Source organism: Novosphingobium sp. SG720, from assembly GCF_012275365.1.
GTDB lineage: Bacteria > Pseudomonadota > Alphaproteobacteria > Sphingomonadales > Sphingomonadaceae > Novosphingobium > Novosphingobium rhizosphaerae.
The window spans coordinates 40,216-55,689 of record NZ_JAAZQN010000001.1; the positions used below are offsets into that span (position 1 = coordinate 40,216).

The 15,474-nt window shown below is 67.2% G+C and carries 14 protein-coding genes and 1 tRNA gene; 11 read left to right on the forward strand and 4 right to left on the reverse strand.

All coding sequences use genetic code 11. The annotated features are described in order from the left end of the window. Window positions 1-48 precede the first annotated feature (48 nt). Window positions 49-123: transfer RNA gene (locus tag FHW94_RS00170), tRNA-Val, on the reverse strand. A 111-nt stretch (window positions 124-234) separates the two neighbouring features. On the opposite strand from FHW94_RS00170, the gene FHW94_RS00175 reads away from it, so the two are divergent. After that, complete coding sequence (locus FHW94_RS00175; protein ID WP_168553801.1) at window positions 235-585, forward strand: DUF3297 family protein; 351 nt, start codon at window positions 235-237, stop codon at window positions 583-585. 25 nt (window positions 586-610) lie between these two features. Here the strand turns inward: FHW94_RS00175 and FHW94_RS00180 are convergent, their stop codons facing one another. Continuing rightward, complete coding sequence (locus FHW94_RS00180) at window positions 611-1,504, reverse strand: CHAP domain-containing protein (RefSeq protein WP_349237412.1); 894 nt, start codon at window positions 1,502-1,504, stop codon at window positions 611-613. Between the two features lie 107 nt (window positions 1,505-1,611). On the opposite strand from FHW94_RS00180, the gene der reads away from it, so the two are divergent. From der to FHW94_RS00215, 7 genes are all read left to right on the forward strand, one after another. After that, on the forward strand, window positions 1,612-2,988 hold the full coding sequence (der, locus tag FHW94_RS00185) for a ribosome biogenesis GTPase Der (RefSeq protein WP_168553802.1): 1,377 nt from the start codon (window positions 1,612-1,614) through the stop codon (window positions 2,986-2,988). Next, entirely contained in the window at window positions 2,985-3,422 is a 438-nt protein-coding gene (locus FHW94_RS00190) for a DUF983 domain-containing protein (protein WP_168553803.1), read from the forward strand. The genes der and FHW94_RS00190 overlap by 4 nt, the downstream gene beginning before the upstream one ends. Before the next feature lie 199 nt (window positions 3,423-3,621). After that, window positions 3,622-3,927, forward strand: coding sequence for a hypothetical protein (locus FHW94_RS00195; protein WP_168553804.1), 306 nt, complete (start codon window positions 3,622-3,624; stop codon window positions 3,925-3,927). 55 nt (window positions 3,928-3,982) lie between these two features. Then, window positions 3,983-4,720, forward strand: coding sequence for a response regulator transcription factor (locus tag FHW94_RS00200; protein ID WP_168553805.1), 738 nt, complete (start codon window positions 3,983-3,985; stop codon window positions 4,718-4,720). Window positions 4,721-4,733: 13 nt separating this feature from the next. Then, window positions 4,734-6,119 (forward strand): ATP-binding protein, encoded by a 1,386-nt coding sequence (locus FHW94_RS00205; RefSeq protein WP_246865829.1) that lies wholly within the window; start codon window positions 4,734-4,736, stop codon window positions 6,117-6,119. Window positions 6,120-6,224: 105 nt separating this feature from the next. Next, window positions 6,225-6,920 (forward strand): carbonic anhydrase, encoded by a 696-nt coding sequence (locus FHW94_RS00210; protein WP_168553806.1) that lies wholly within the window; start codon window positions 6,225-6,227, stop codon window positions 6,918-6,920. Continuing rightward, window positions 6,917-8,458, forward strand: a complete 1,542-nt coding sequence (locus tag FHW94_RS00215) for a SulP family inorganic anion transporter (RefSeq protein WP_168553807.1) — start codon at window positions 6,917-6,919, stop codon at window positions 8,456-8,458. The genes FHW94_RS00210 and FHW94_RS00215 overlap by 4 nt, the downstream gene beginning before the upstream one ends. 110 nt (window positions 8,459-8,568) lie before the next feature. Here the strand turns inward: FHW94_RS00215 and FHW94_RS00220 are convergent, their stop codons facing one another. Both FHW94_RS00220 and FHW94_RS00225 read right to left on the reverse strand, forming a co-directional pair. Continuing rightward, window positions 8,569-9,462 (reverse strand): homocysteine S-methyltransferase family protein, encoded by an 894-nt coding sequence (locus tag FHW94_RS00220; protein WP_168553808.1) that lies wholly within the window; start codon window positions 9,460-9,462, stop codon window positions 8,569-8,571. Beyond that, window positions 9,459-11,837 (reverse strand): TonB-dependent receptor, encoded by a 2,379-nt coding sequence (locus FHW94_RS00225; protein WP_210425424.1) that lies wholly within the window; start codon window positions 11,835-11,837, stop codon window positions 9,459-9,461. Before FHW94_RS00225 ends, FHW94_RS00220 begins: the two co-directional genes overlap by 4 nt. Window positions 11,838-11,997: 160 nt before the next feature. Here FHW94_RS00225 and FHW94_RS00230 point away from each other — a divergent pair, with 160 nt between their 5' ends. From FHW94_RS00230 to FHW94_RS00240, 3 genes are all read left to right on the forward strand, one after another. Continuing rightward, a complete protein-coding gene (locus tag FHW94_RS00230) occupies window positions 11,998-13,347 on the forward strand; it encodes an APC family permease (protein ID WP_246865830.1) in 1,350 nt (449 codons plus the stop codon). Between the two features lie 94 nt (window positions 13,348-13,441). Continuing rightward, the gene (locus tag FHW94_RS00235; protein ID WP_168553810.1) at window positions 13,442-14,338 is read left to right on the forward strand and encodes a pirin family protein; all 897 of its coding nucleotides are present in this window, start codon (window positions 13,442-13,444) and stop codon (window positions 14,336-14,338) included. Window positions 14,339-14,586: 248 nt separating this feature from the next. Continuing rightward, window positions 14,587-15,465 carry a TorF family putative porin gene (locus FHW94_RS00240; protein ID WP_168553811.1) on the forward strand — a complete coding sequence of 293 codons (879 nt, stop codon included), beginning with the start codon at window positions 14,587-14,589 and terminating at the stop codon, window positions 15,463-15,465. Window positions 15,466-15,474 lie beyond the last annotated feature (9 nt).

Here is a 15,474-nt window from a genome sequence, read left to right on the forward strand (position 1 = left end):
TCATCCCATCTGGGATGAAACCATAACCTCTTGATGTTCAGGAGATCATGGTGGGCGCGACAGGGATTGAACCTGTGACCCCACCCGTGTGAAGGGTGTGCTCTACCGCTGAGCTACGCGCCCGCCTCGATGGCGTCCCGCCGCGGCCGTTTGGGGCCGCCCGGGTGTGGAGGGGGCCTCTAACGGCCTTGCACAGCGTTGACAAGTGGGCACGTAAAGATATTTCGCACACACATGACCGATGCAATCGAAACGCCCGAAAACGCGGGCACCGAAACTGTGGACACCACTGCCACGTCCGCTCCCGCGCCTGCCGCTTCGGGCGATGTGCCGCCCGATCGCCTGGCGATCAACCCGCGCAGCCCGTTCTTCGATGCCGATAAGCTGACGCGTGGCGTCGGCATCCGCTTCAAGGGCACGGTGCGCAAGAACGTGGAAGAATATTGCATTTCCGAAGGCTGGGTGCGCGTGCAGGCCGGCAAGACGATGGACCGCAAGGGCAACCCGCTGACGCTCAAGCTCTCAGGCGCCGTCGAAGCCTGGTATGAAGACCTGGGCGAAGACGCCCCCGTGGCCAAGGCCTGATTCTGTTGGTGCCGGGTGCCTGCGTTCAGCGCAGGCGCCCAGTGCTGGCCAACGTACTGGCCGCTGCGCCGCCCATCCGGCTGGCAATGATGCGGCCGATCGGATCATCCGAAAGCGCCGTCCGCGCCATGCTGCCCGGCACCGTACGCGGGGCCGGGGCACGCCTGGCCACCGTGGTGGTGGCCGCTGCGGGTTCATCGGCCACCCCTTTCAGGAAATCTGCATCGATGCGGCCGCGCGCGGTCGCCGGTGCCCGGGCCATCAGCAATGTCTGGCGCGGGGCTGCCGTCGTGGCGCTGGCCAGCCGCAGCGGGCCGCCCAGGCCGATATTGGGCCGGCGCGCAGGCGCGCGGTTGTAGATGAAGCCATCGACCGGCCAGTGCGTGGTGCCCAGGCCCTGGATCGGGGCAAACCACACGCGCACTTCGCTCCAGTCGTTGGCATCCGAAACGTCCACCGCGCGCACGTCGTCTTCCCGCTGCCCGCGGGTGCCGTTGATGGGTGACCAGTTGGCATGGCGCAACAGCACCGTGCGCGAATCGATCACTTTGCTGACCATGGCGACATGGCCAAGGCGCATCGCGCCAAAGGGATGAAAGCTCATCACCGCGCCGGCCTTGGGCGTAAAGCCGCGTTCATAGCGGCCTTCTGCCTGGTCCCACCAGGTGTGGGCATCGCCATAGAGCTTGATGCCCGAAACCTGCCGCGCATAGGGCACGCATTGCAGATAGGGCAGGGCGCCGGTCGTGTCCGCTGGCGCGCTATCTCCCTGCTCAGGCCCGGGAATCAGCGCGATCGGGGCGGCGCGAGCAACCCCTGGGGCCATCAGCCCGGCGATCAGAGCCGCCCCCGCGGCCAGGCCCAGGGGCCTTGTTCTTGTCCACCACACCATGCCGCCGTTGTGCCGGCAAATGGTCAATGGCTGCCTGATCAGATTGGTTAACCACGCGGATACGATTGGCCCGCCTTGGCTGCATGCATGCAACGCCCGCTTGCCTTTGCCGCCAAGCCGGGCCAACGGGGGCTATGCGTCCCCAGGTTATCATCATCGGACGGCCCAACGTGGGCAAGTCCACTCTGTTCAACCGGCTTGTCGGCAAGAAGCTGGCGCTGGTTGACGACCAGCCCGGCGTCACCCGCGATCGCCGCTTCGGCGATGCGTCGCTGCTGGGCCTTGAATTCACCATCGTCGACACCGCCGGGTGGGAAGACGACGATCCCGCCAGCTTGCCCGGCCGCATGCGCCAGCAGACCGAAGCCAGCCTCGAAGGGGCCGATGTCGCGCTGTTCGTGATCGATGCACGCGCCGGGATCACCCCGCTGGACGAGGAAATCGGCCGTTACCTGCGCGGGCACGACATTCCCGTGATTCTCCTGGCCAACAAGGCCGAAGGCCGCGCCGGCGACCATGGCCTGTTCGAAGCGTTCTCGCTGGGCTTTGGCGATCCCGTGGGCGTTTCGGCCGAGCATGGCGAGGGCATGGGCGATCTGTTCGAGGCGCTGCTGCCCCACATCGGCGAAACGCCGGAAGACGCGGGCGAGGCGAGCGACGAGGAGATCGAGTACGATCCCAAGGCCGTGCTCAAGCTTGCCATCGTGGGCCGGCCCAACGCGGGCAAATCCACGCTGATCAACCGCTTCCTGGGCGAAGACCGCCTGCTGACCGGCCCCGAAGCGGGGATCACCCGCGATTCGATCGCGATCGACTGGAGCTGGACCGATCCCAAGGATGGCGAAACCCGCCCGATTCGCCTGATCGACACCGCCGGCATGCGCAAGAAGGCGCAAGTGGTCGACAAGCTCGAAAAGCTCTCGGTCGCCGATGCGCGCCGCGCGATCGACTTTGCCGAAGTGGTCGTGCTGCTGCTCGATGCCACGCGTGGGCTCGAACACCAGGACCTCAAGATCGCCTCGATGGTGCTCGAAGAAGGCCGCGCCCTGATCATCGCGATCAACAAGTGGGACGTGGCCGAGGATGCCAGCGGCCTGTTCAACGGCGTGCGCCAGGCGCTTGACGACGGGCTGGCCCAGGTGCGCGGGGTGCCGCTGGTGGCGGTTTCGGCGCGCACCGGCAAGGGGCTGGACAGTCTGCTGTCGGCCGCGTTCAGCCTGCGCGATGCCTGGAGCAAGCGCGTGCCCACCGCCGCGCTCAACCGCTGGTTCGATGATGCCCTGGCGGCCAATCCGCCGCCCGCGCCCGGTGGCCGCCGCATCAAGCTGCGCTATATCACCCAGGCCAAGACGCGCCCGCCCGGCTTCGTCCTGTTCGGCACGCGGCTCGACCAGCTGCCGGAAAGCTATCGCCGCTATCTGGTCAACGGCATCCGCCGCGAACTCGGCTTTGATGCCGTGCCGATCCGGCTCACGCTGCGCAGCCCCAAGAACCCGTTCGCCACGAAATGACCCACGTTCCCCCGCGCAGCCTGGCACAGGCCCTGTGGCGCGGGGGGCGGGGACACTGTCCGCGCTGCGACGGGGCCCGGCTGTTTGCCGCCTGGCTGCGGCCGGTGGCGCATTGCCCCGCCTGCGGGCAGGACTGGCGCGGCCATCGCGCCGATGATTTCCCCCCATATCTGGCGATCCTGGTCACCGGCCATGTCATGGCCCCGGTGATCATCGAGCTGGGCCTGCACACCGCGCTGTCGTGGCCGGTGATGCTGGCGCTGTGCCTGGTCATGACCGTCACCCTGGTGCTGGGCCTGCTGCAACCGGCCAAGGGTGCGGTGATCGCGCTGCAATGGTGGCTGGGCTTGCACGGCTTTGCTGCAGACCCCGGCAAGGCCGGCCGGCCGCTGTCCGAACCCGCGATCGAGACACGCAACCGCAACGAAACGTAATCGCCTGCCGCAGCGGGTGCGGTGGTGCAGGCACTGCCCCACCCCCGGATTGTCGGCGCTTTGGGCCGCATGCTGCGCCACGGCAGACATGAAGACGCAATCTTTTCTTGCGCAGCAACACTTCTTCACGAAGGCGCACCCATTGCGCAAAGGGCATGATGTTACCTCGGACACAACAACGAATGGAACGGAGTGTCCCATGATCATCGCCTCGCTTCTCGCCCTCGCCTCGCTGTCTGCGCCCGCTTCCCCGCTGCTGGCGGCGCCCACTGCCGCTGCCGCCCAGGCTCCGGTCTGCCAGGGTGCCCCCGGCCGTCCCTCGCTGTGCCGCCCGGCCGATGCGGTCAAGCCGGCTGCCGCCGCCCCTGCCGCCAGCGGTGCCCGCGTTGCCGTGGTCGCCTGCCATCCCGATCCCAGCAAGAACCGTGGTTGCTTCCGCCGTACCGAAATCGGTGGGGAAACCGCACCTGCTGCCAAGGCGCCGGTGCGCGAGGATGCGCGCTGAGACCGCGCTCATGACCGAGCCGGGAACCAAAGGAGCGCATCTGCGTAGCACAGCCATGCTGGCCACACGTCTTGCCCCCTCCATCGTCCTAGTCGAAGATGACGGCCCCCTCCGCACGCTGACAGCCCGCGCCCTGCGCGAGCATGGGTATGAAGTGCGCCCGGCCGCCACGGGTGCGGAAATGTGGGTGCTGCTCGACAGCGCACCAGCCGATCTCGTGGTGCTGGACATCATGTTGCCCGGCACCAACGGGATTGAACTGTTCCGCAAGCTGCGGCGGCTGAGCGACGTGCCGATCATCTTCATTTCCGCGCGCGGCAGTGAAGAAGATCGCGTGCTCGGCCTGGAACTGGGTGCGGACGATTACCTGGCCAAGCCGTTCGGCACGCGCGAACTGGTGGCCCGCGTGGGTGCCGTGCTGCGCCGCGGCGGGCAGGGCGGTGATGGCCTTGCCTCGGCCGAACCGGGCGAACGGGCCAGCGAAATCCGCTTCGACGGGTGGACCTTGTCGCTCGCGCGGCGCGAACTGCATGCGCCGGGCGGCGTGATGGTCGATCTGACCGGGGCGGAGTTCGATCTGCTCGCGACGTTCGTGGCCCAGCCGCAGCGCGTGCTGGGGCGCGAACGCCTGATCGAGCTGTCGCGCACCCGCCTGGGCGACAGTTCCGACCGCAGCATCGACGTGCTGGTGTCGCGGCTGCGCCGCAAGTTGACAGCGGCCGGTGGCGAAGCCCCGATCGCGACGGTGCGCGGCGTGGGCTACATGTTCAAGGCCCAGGTCACGCGCACTTGAGCGCCATGCCTTCATGATCCCTCGGCGCGGTTTGTGGCTGCGCCGGGCCATGCGCCGCTTCGGCTTGCCGGAGCGGCTTTTGGCTATTCTGGTGCTGATGGCGGCGATGGATTTCGGCGCCAACGCGGTGCTGTTCGACCGCGCCAGCAATTTCGCGCTGCGCAGCGACGATGCCGCACGCATTGCCGAAAACCTGGTGATCGCCAGCCGTGCGCTGGAAGCCGAAGAGCCCGCGCAGCGCCCCGCGCTGGCCGAACGGCTCTCGTCCCCGCGCTTTTCCCTGGCGTGGAAGCCGCGCCTGGCCCACGCCGACGATGCCTTGCCGCTTGATCGCCTGCGCGCGCAGGTGCTGGACGCCGCGCCCGAACTGGCCGCGGGCGATCCGCGCTTTTCGCTGCGCTCGCTCGCCTCGCCCGGCTCGGTCAACGGCGCCATGCTGCTCAAGGACGGCACGGGCGTGGTGTTCCGCACCCAGGCGAGCGAGGCCTGGACGCTCAACGCCGGCCGGCTTGCCGTGCTGCTTTTGCCAACGCCGCTGCTGGTCGTCTTGGCCTGGGTGCTGTTTCGCGCCACCATTCGCCCGCTCAAGGCCCTGGTTTCGGCCACCGGCCGGGTCGGTGCCGGCCCGCCCGAGGCGCTGATCGAGCGTGGCCCGGATGAAGTGCGCCGGCTGATTCGCGCCTTCAACCGCATGCAGAGCCGTATCTATCGCCAGATGCTGGACCGCACCCAGTCGATGCTGGCGATTGGCCACGATCTGCGCACGCCCTTGGCGCGTTTGCGCCTGCGGCTCGACGATGCCGGGATCGATCGCGAAACCCAGGCCGACATGGTGCACGACATCGACGAGATGATGCATTTGCTCGCCTCGCTCCAGGCCTATGTCGAAGGCGAAGGGCGCCAGATCCCGGCCGAGCCGGTTGACCTGGCCGCCATGGCCATGACCTTGGTCGACAATGCCTATGACCACGGCGGCGACGCCCGCTACGAAGGCGAGGATAGCCTGGTGATCCAGGCCCGGGCCGTCTCGCTGCGTCGCGCGCTTGGCAACCTGGTGGAAAACGCATTGCACTATGCCGGGCATGTCGAAGTGACAGTGCGCCGCACGGGTGATTTTGCCGAAGTGGTGGTGGCCGATCGCGGGCCGGGCATCCCGTCCGACCGGCTCGACGAGGTGACCCAGCCGTTCGTGCGCCTGGATGCCGCGCGCGGCCGCGATACGCCCGGCATGGGCCTGGGCCTGGCCATCGTGAAACGCGCGATCAGGGCCGAAGGCGGCACGCTGATCCTGGCCAATCGCAGTGCCAGCATGGGCGGCAGCGTTGGGGAAACCGGGCTGATCGCCACGGTTCGTCTGCCGCTCAAGACGCCTCAGCCGCATGCCGCAGCGCGGAAATAGTTCCTTACAGTTCCGACGGAACCGGGCAAAGCCGGTGCCTTACCTCCCTGATGCAAGCGCTGCGGCTTTCATGCTGCGGCGAACAACCAGGATGGGGTAGCAATCATGAACGAACTCATCGGCCGGGTCTTCAGTTTCGAGAAGACCGTCTTTCCGCAGAGCAGTGAACTCTACGGGCAGCTTTCCACCCATGGCCAGGCGCCCAAGGCCCTGATGATCTCTTGCGCGGATTCGCGCATTGTGCCCGAACAGATCATGCAGGCCCAGCCTGGCGACCTGTTCGTGTGCCGCAACGCGGGCAACATGGTGCCCTCGTACTCCACCATGAACGGCGGTGTTTCTTCCACGGTGGAATATGCCGTGGTCGCCCTGGGCGTGCGTGACATCATCGTGTGCGGCCATTCCGACTGCGGTGCGATGAAGGCGCTGGCTGCCCCCGAACCGCCGCAGGGCATGCCCAACGTGGTGGCCTGGCTGCGCCATGGCGCAGCGGCAGAGCATGTCGTGTCGAGCTGCTCGCCCCACCTCCACGGCACCGAGCGCGTGCGCGCGGTGAGCCTGCAGAACATCATCGCCCAGATCGATCATCTGCGCACCCATCCGTCGGTGGCCACGGCGATTGCACGCGGCGAAATGTCGCTGCATGGCTGGTTCGTCGATATCGGCGCGGGCCAGGTGCTCGGCCTCGATGGCGATACCGGCCAGTTCGTGCCGTTGCGTGAAGACCGGCCCCTGCCGGTGGCCCTTGCGGCGCGCACCCGCTTCGCCAGCGAACCCGCTCTGGCGGAGGCGGCCGAATGAGCCAGGCAGCCATCGCTGCATCGCCCGAGGCTGCCCCCCAGAGGGGCGGCCTCGTTCGCGATTTCACCGCGTCGATCGTGGTGTTCCTGGTGGCCATGCCGCTGTGCATGGGCATCGCCATCGCTTCGGGCGTCCCGCCGGAAAAGGGCCTGGTGACGGGCATCATCGGCGGCATCGTCGTGGGCCTCTTGGCCGGGTCGCCGCTTCAGGTGTCCGGTCCGGCCGCCGGCCTGGCCGTCATCGTCTTTGAATTCGTGCGTGACAATGGCCTGGCTGCGCTGGGCCCGGTGCTGCTGATTGCCGGCCTGATCCAGCTGGTGGCCGGCGTGGCACGCCTGGGCGGCGTGTTCCGCGCGATTTCGCCTGCCGTGGTGCATGGCATGCTCGCGGGGATCGGTGCGCTGATCGTGGTGGGGCAGTTCCACATCCTGTTCGATGCCAAGCCGATGTCCAACGGCCTGTCGAACCTGTCGATGATCCCGGCGCGTGTGCTGGGCCTGTCGCCGTTCGATTGGCAGGCCAGCGAAATGGCGCTGGTGCTGGGCCTGATCACCATCGGCGGCATGCTCGCCTGGGAAAAGTTCAAGCCCAAGGCGCTCGCCCTGGTGCCTGGCGCGCTGATCGGCGTGGTCGCGGCAACGGTCGTGGCGGCGGTGTTCAAGCTGCCGGTCGCGCGCATTGCCGTGCCCGACTCGCTGGCAGCGGCCTTTGCCGCGCCGGGTGGCGCGTTCCTCGATCCGCTGCTGGCCAAGCCCGCGCTGCTGGTTTCGGCCGTGGCGATCGCGTTTATCGCCAGCGCCGAAACCCTGCTCTCGGCCGCCGCGGTCGATCGCATGCACAACGGCGTGCGCACCGACTACAACAAGGAACTGCGCGCCCAGGGCGTGGGCAACCTGCTGTGCGGCATGGTTGGCGCGTTGCCGATGACCGGCGTGATCGTGCGCTCTTCGGCCAACGTCCAGGCTGGCGCGCAAAGCCGTTGGTCGGCCGTGCTCCACGGCGTGTGGATCCTGGGTTTCGTGGCCCTGCTGCCCTGGCTGCTGCGTGAAGTGCCGATGGCGGCGCTGGGCGGCGTGCTGGTCGTCACCGGCTGGAAGCTTGTCAGCCTCAAGCATGTGAAGCACCTGTTCGCCAACTATGGCGCGCTGCCGGCGGCAATCTGGGCCGTCACGTTTGCCCTGGTCGTTTCGACCGACCTTCTCACCGGCGTGCTGGTGGGCATGGCGCTCTCGCTGGTGGAACTGCTGCCGCACATGAAGCATCTCAACCTCGGGGTGCATCGTCACGAACATGACGGCACCACCAATGTCGAGTTGAAGGGGGCGGCCACGTTCCTGCGGCTGACCAAGCTCAATGCCGTGCTGGAAGACCTGCCGGCCGATCGCCGCGTCCACCTCGATCTGGGCCGGGTCAAGGCGATCGACCACACCACCGCCGAAACCCTGGGCGAATGGCTGTCGCGCCGCCGCCAGCAGGGCAATGCGGTCACCGTGTCGGGGCCCGAACCGATCTTGCGCGCGGTGCCGCACGCGGGATGACCTGACCAAACGCAGATTCCTTTGAGCCTACCCCCATCCGGGCTCTCAGGATGGCGCTAGGCGCCCGCTGCCCCCACTGGCCCATGGCGCCGGTGGGGGCAGTTTCGTTGTCAGGAACGGGCGGCCAGTTCCTGGCGCAGCACGGCGATATGTTCAGGGCCAATGCCGCAGCATCCGCCCAGGATCGTCGCGCCCTCGCCGGCCCAGGCGCGGGCAAAGGCGGCATAGCCTTCGGGCGTCAGGTCGGCGCGAATGGGGCTGAGGCCGCTGTTCGCTTCGGCATCGGCGCCCTGCGGGGGAAAGGCATTGGCATAGACGCCGATGGCCACGTCGCTGCCCGCCAGCGCGGTTTTGGCCTGTCCCACCGCAGCGGCCATCACTTCGGGCTGGCTGCAATTGAACAGCAGCGCCTTGGCGCCCAGCCGCTGTGCCGCTGCCGCGGCATCGGCCACGCTTTCGCCCGAGCGCAAGTGCACAGGCGCTGCCGGGTCTTCGTCGGCCAGGGTGAACGAAAGCCACAAGGGCTTGCCCGTGGGCGCGATCAGGTCGGCCACCAGTTCCGCTTCGGCAATGGCGGAAAGCGTTTCGGCCTGCCAGTGGTCGACATGGGGCGCAAGCGCGGTCACCAGCACCGACAGCACCGTGCGGCTGCGTTCCAGGTCGATCAGGTCGGGGCGGTACGATCCCGAAACCGGCGGCAGCGATCCGGCCACCGCCACCTGGCGCGGAGCGGCATCGGCCACGTCGCGCGCCAGGCGCCCGGCCAGCCCGGCCCATTCCAGGCCGTGCGCGTCGAACCGGTCCTGCCCGATATGAAACGGCACCACGGCATAGCTGTTGGTGGTGATCACGTCGGCCCCGGCATCGACATAGCGCTGGTGCACCTGGCCCACGAATTCCGGCGCCTCGATCAGCGCCAGGGCAGACCATTCGGGCTGCTGGAACGGCGCGCCGATGCGCGCCAGTTCGCGGCCGGTGCCGCCATCCAGGATCAATACGCTCACAGGCTCACCGTCAGCCGCAGGTAATAGGACCCGCCGTTGATGCCATAAGGCGCGACGTGCGAATAGCGGTCGTAGTTGAGCGCCTGGCCGGTCGCGGTGTCGATTGCGCGCGGGTGCACGTCGAACAGGTTGTTGGCACCCACCCCCAGCCGCACTTGCGGGCTGAAGCGATAGCCGATGTCGATATCGGTGATCACGCGGCTGCCAGTGTCGATGATGTAATAGGGTTCGGCATAGCCCTGGGCCTGGCGGGCATTGCTGTAGAACGTGTTGCGCAGCGTGAAGTCCCACTGCCCGCTGCTCCACGCTGCGGCAAGCGAGGCTTTCCACGAAGGCGTCGCGGTGGTCAGGTTGGTGCGCTGCACGGCGTCGACCAGGGTGAGCCCCGCATCGGCCAGCACGGCGGGCGCGGCGTGGACGCGGCGGATCGTGGTATCGACATAAGCCAGGCCCGCATCCCAGCGCACCGTCCCCAGCACGGACGTGGGCATCGTCCAGCTGGCGGTCACGTCCACCCCTTGCGTGCGGGTGTCGACGCCATTGGTAAAGAACACCGCGCTGACGTTGTCGGCTTCCAGCCCGGCGGGGATCGTCGTGCCGTTGGCGGCAATAGCCGCCTGGGCCAGATCGCCATAGAGATAGGCGCTTTCGATGATCCGGTTCTTCACGTTGATGCGATAGGCATCGACCGTGATCGCCAGCCCGCGCACCGGCTCGGCCACAAAGCCCAGGCTGGCGCTGGTGGAGGTTTCGGGCTTGAGCGCGGGGGCGCCCAGCAGGTTGGCGCCGGGCGAGCCGAGCGGCAGCTGGATCGAGGCATAGCCGGTGGTGACGGTCGTGGCCGAATAGTTCTGCTGCGCCAGGGTGGGCGCGTGGAACCCGGTGCTGACACTGCCGCGCAGGGCAAAGCCATCCGTCACGTCATAGCGGCTGGCGATCTTGCCGTTGAGGCGGCTGCCCACGCCGTTGTAGTGCTCCCAGCGCAAGGCGCCCGAAAGCTCCCACGCCTTGACCGGGCGCAGCGTCAGGTCGGCATAGCCGGCCACGCTGTTGCGGTGCACGTCGGCCGCGTCCGAAGGGCGGAAGCCGGGGAACGCCTGCGGCCCGCCGGAATAATAGGAGTTCGCTTCGCCGGCGCGGATTTCGTAGGTTTCATAACGATTTTCCGCCCCGAACGCGAACGTTGCCGGCCCGGCCAGGCCCACGTCGAACTGCTTCTTGACGTCAATGTTGCTGGTCCATTCCGACGCGGCAAAACCGCCGACATAAAAGTCGGTCTGGGCATTGCCGGTATCGGCCAGCAGATCGGGGTTGATCGTGCTGATGTTGCGCAAACGCACCACGTCGCGGCCATAAGTGGTGGAGAGGTCCACGGCCCAGTCGCCATGGCTCTTGATGCCGCCGGTCACGCTGAAATCGTGCTCGTTCAGCGTTTCCTGCGGGGTGAAGCCGTTCGGATAGATCGCGTCGACTGCATCGGAGAACCAGCCTGGCTGGCGGGGATTCTCGTTGGCCCGCGCCTTGCGCCAGGCATAAGTGCCGAAGCTGTAGAGATCGAGCGTCTCGCCCAGCGGACGGGTGTAGTCATAGCCGCCGCTGATCACCACCGAGCGCGGCAGGCCCTGCACCTTGGCCGGCTGCACCCCGCCGCTGTCGCCGCTGCGATTGGTGAAATCCTGATAGCGATAGCCGGCCGACAGATGCAGCACGCTGCCATCCTTGAAGCCCACGCCCTTGTCGGCGTTGGCCTGGATCGCCGTGCCGTCGCCGGCATAATACTTGCCGCCCTGCACCGAAACGCCGCCGGAATTGGCATCGTCCTTGAGGATGACGTTGATCACCCCAGCGATGGCGTCAGAGCCGTATTGTGCGGCCGCGCCATCGCGCAGCACTTCCACCCGGCCCACCGCGGCCAGCGGGATCATGTCGAGATCGACGACGTTCGAGCCCTGCGAGGGGTCGCTGTCGGCATAGATGCTGGATGAAAGGTGCCGCCGCTTGCCGTTGACCAGGACCAGCGTCTGGCTGGGGCTAAGGCCACGCAGGGCAAAGGTGCGCGCCAGGGCCCCCACGTCATAGCCCACTGCCGGCGCGCTGAACGAGGGCAGCACGTTGCGCAGCGAATCGATCAGGTTCGATTGGCCGGTGGCGGTCAGCGTGTCGGCCTTGACCACGTCGATCGGGGTGGCGCTCTGCCGGGCCAGGCGGCCGCTTTCGCGCGTGCCGGTCACGATGATCGCATCGCCGCTGGTGCCTGCGTCCACCGCCGGCGCATCGGCCTGGGGTGCGGCAAGCGCGGGTAGACTGACGGAAAGGCCGAGCGAAACCAGCGCCAGGCGCAGCGGCATACGATGATAAGCTACGGAAAAAGCCACACAAACCCCAGATGCAACGGAGAGCGGAAAATTCCACCTAGGGACTTGAGTATTATTCGGTCAAATGAGCTCTGCAAAACTGGCCAATCCTTGCGCATACTGTGGCAATCGCGCACTAGGGACATTCCAGATCATGGCCCCCAGCCTTGAAAGTGCCTGCTTGACCACGTCCTCCCCCACTCGCCCAACTCGCTCTGGCCCCCGCGCGCACCTGGGCGTGCCGCAGGCCATGCTCGTGGCCCTGGGCATGGTGATGTCCACCGACAGCCTCAAGACCGCGCCCACAGTGGCGGCCAATGCGCCGGGCGGCCACGTCCTGCTGCTGTGGATCGCGGGCGCGCTGGTCACCATGGTGGGCGCGCTGTGCTATGTCGAAATGGCCGCCGCCTTTCCGGATTCGGGCGGGGAATACAGCTTCCTGCGCCGGGCCTGGGGCGGGCGGCTGGCCGCGCTCTATGCCTGGTCGCGCTTTGCCATCATGCACACCGGGTGGATCGCGCTAATGGCGCACTTGCTGGCCGATTATGCCGCCGCGCTCTGGCCACTGGGCCATGGCGGGCGGACCGTGCTGGCGCTGGCCATCGTCGCGGCGATGACCGGGCTCAACCTCGTTCACGTGCGGCTGGGATTCCTGACGCAGGCCCTGTTGGTGGCGACGGTCGCCGTCGGCTTCGCCTGCGTTACGGCGGCGGGGCTGCTGGTGCCCGCGCCCGCCTCTGCCCCGCTGGCCCATGGCGGCGGCAGCGTGGGCGTGGCGCTGATCTATGTGTTCCTGGCCTATGGCGGGTGGAGCGACATGGCCACGCTTTCGGGCGAAGTGCGCGGCGGCAAGCGGGCGATGCTGGCGGTCGTGATCGGCGCACTGGCGCTGCTCATGGCCATCTATTGCATGATGAACTGGGCGCTGCTGCGTGGCCTTGGCCTGGCGGGGCTGGCGGCCAGCACGGCCCCCGGCGCCGATCTTGCGCGCACGGCGTTTGGCCCGGCAGGCGCTTGGCTGACCGTGGGCATCGTGGCGATCTCGGCGATCAGCAGCATCAATTCCACGCTCATCGTCTGTTCGCGGGTCACCGCCTCGGCGGCGCGCGATCTGCCGGCGTTGAAGGCACTTGGCAACTGGCATGATCTTCGCGGCACGCCGGCGCGCGCCACCTTGGCGGTTGGTGGCTTTTCCCTGCTGCTCACCGCCATATCCGGCCTGTCGCAAAGCGGCTTTGGTGCCATGGTGGACTACATGACGCCGGTCTACTGGCTGTTCGTGATCCTGGGCATGGCCGCGCTGATCCGTCTGCGCCGCACCATGCCCGGCCATGATTGGCCGGTGCGCACCCCGCTGTTCCCGCTGTTCCCCGTGGCATTCATGGCCCTGTCGGCCGCGATGCTGTGGTCCTCGCTCACCCAACTGGGGCCCGGCGCCCTTGCCGGTGCCGGGGTGCTGGCCCTGGGCCTCGTGCTGGGGCGGATGGCCGAGCGCGGGCGGCCGCTTACCCGATCTGTCCAACAAACCTGAACAATTTGAAGCGTCATATCAGGATTTCCTTGAATGCTTTGAACGCCTAAATCGGGGTCACGGCCCGGCAAGGGCGCAAACGAGGAACTCTCCCATGACCATCCGCACCCCCGATGTGCCGGGCATCGAATTTGCCCTTTTGCCCCCGGTTCGCGATCTGGGCGAAGGCTTCAAGGTGCGCCGCGCGCTGCCTTCGGCCCACCGCCGCATGGTGGGGCCGTTCATTTTCTTCGACCAGATGGGCCCGGCTGCCTTTGCCGGCGGGGAAGGGCTGGACGTGCGCCCGCATCCGCACATCGGCCTCGCCACGGTGACCTATCTGGTGGAAGGCGAAATTCTCCACCGCGATTCGCTCGGCTCGGTCCAGGCGATTCGCCCCGGCGAGGTCAACTGGATGACCGCCGGGCGCGGCATCACCCATTCCGAACGCACCGGCCCGGAGATGCGCAGCCGTGGCGGCCCGCTGTTCGGCCTCCAGGCCTGGGTCGCGCTGCCCACCCATGCCGAGGAAACAGATCCTGCCTTTGCCCATCACAAGGCCGATGAAATCCCCACTGGCCAATACGATGGCACGCGGCTGACGCTGATCGCCGGGCAAGTCGATGGCCTGGCCTCGCCGGTCAAGACGCTGTCGGACCTGGTCTATGCAGAACTGGTGATCGCGCCCGGCGGCCGGTATCGCGTGGCGGCAGAGCATGTGGAGCGCGCGCTCTATGTGGTGACCGGCGAAATCGCCGTGGGCGGCCAGACCGGCCAGTTCGCCACCAACGAACTGATCGTGCTCAAGCCCGGCGCGGAAGTGGTAATCGAAAGCACGGGCGGCGCGCGCGTGATGCTGATGGGCGGTGAGCCGTTTCCCGAAAAGCGCCACATCTTCTGGAACTTCGTCTCCTCCCGCCCGGATCGGCTGAAGCAGGCCAAGCTGGACTGGAAGGAAGACCGCTTCGATCACGTGCCCGAAGAGCACGAGTTCATTCCCCTGCCCGAGTGATCGGACTTTTTGGGTTTGCGGCCGGTGCCGCAGGCCTACCACTGTGGCGCCAAAGCCACAGCAGAAACACAGCAATACTTCGTCTCAATCGGGACAAGGAGCAGACAGCATCGCAGCCTAACCCCGGTCTCATCGGCGCAACCTGCTGCCGGAGATGACCGGGGTTTCCCTTGCCATCATCCGAGACGGGCAGGCGCCGATACGCAGGCGGAACCGTTTTCGATGACCGTGAGGGAAGGACGATTCCGATGATTCAACGCTCTGCACGCCGCCGGGCCGGCCGACTTGCCCTGGCCGCCACGCTGGCCGGTGCTTCCATGGCCGTGGCGAGCGCCGCCAAGGCGGAAGACACCGCGCCGCCTTCGGCCATCACCATTTCCGGCAGTGCTGCCGTGGTGACCGACTATCGCCTGCGCGGCGTATCGCAGTCGAACAATGGCTTTGCGCTTCAGGCCGGTGTGACGATCGCCCATGAAAGCGGCTTCTATGTCGGCACCTGGGGTTCGAACCTGGCCGGCTGGGGCACGTTCGGTGGTCCCAACCTGGAACTCGATGCCATCGGCGGGTTCAAGAAGACCTTTGGCGCGGCCACGCTGGACGTGGGCCTGACCTGGTACATGTATCCGGGCGGCGCCAACAAGACCGACTTTGCCGAACCCTTCGTCAAGCTGTCGGGCACGGTTGGCCCGGTTTCGGCCCTGGCGGGCGTGGCCTATGCGCCCAAGCAGCAGGCGCTGGGCCAGTGGTATGATTCGGGTGCCAGCTATGTCGAAGGCACGCCCGATCACCCCGGCGCCAAGAACGACAACCTCTATGTCTGGGGCGATGTCAGCGGCGCTATCCCTTCCACGCCGGTCACGCTCAAGGGGCACCTGGGCTATTCCAAGGGCAATCCCGGCCTTGGCCCCAATGGCACCAGCGTGGCGCCGACCGGTTCCTATTTCGACTGGCTGGTGGGTGCAGACCTGGCGCTGGGCAAGGTCGTGCTGGGCGTCGCCTATGTCGATACCGACATCAGCGATGCCGATGCGGCCTATCTGCGGCCCAACTTCACCAAGTTCCAGACGCAGGACGGCGCCTCGATCTCGTCCTCGCGCGTGGTGCTGACCGCTACGGTCAATTTCTAAAGCCAATTC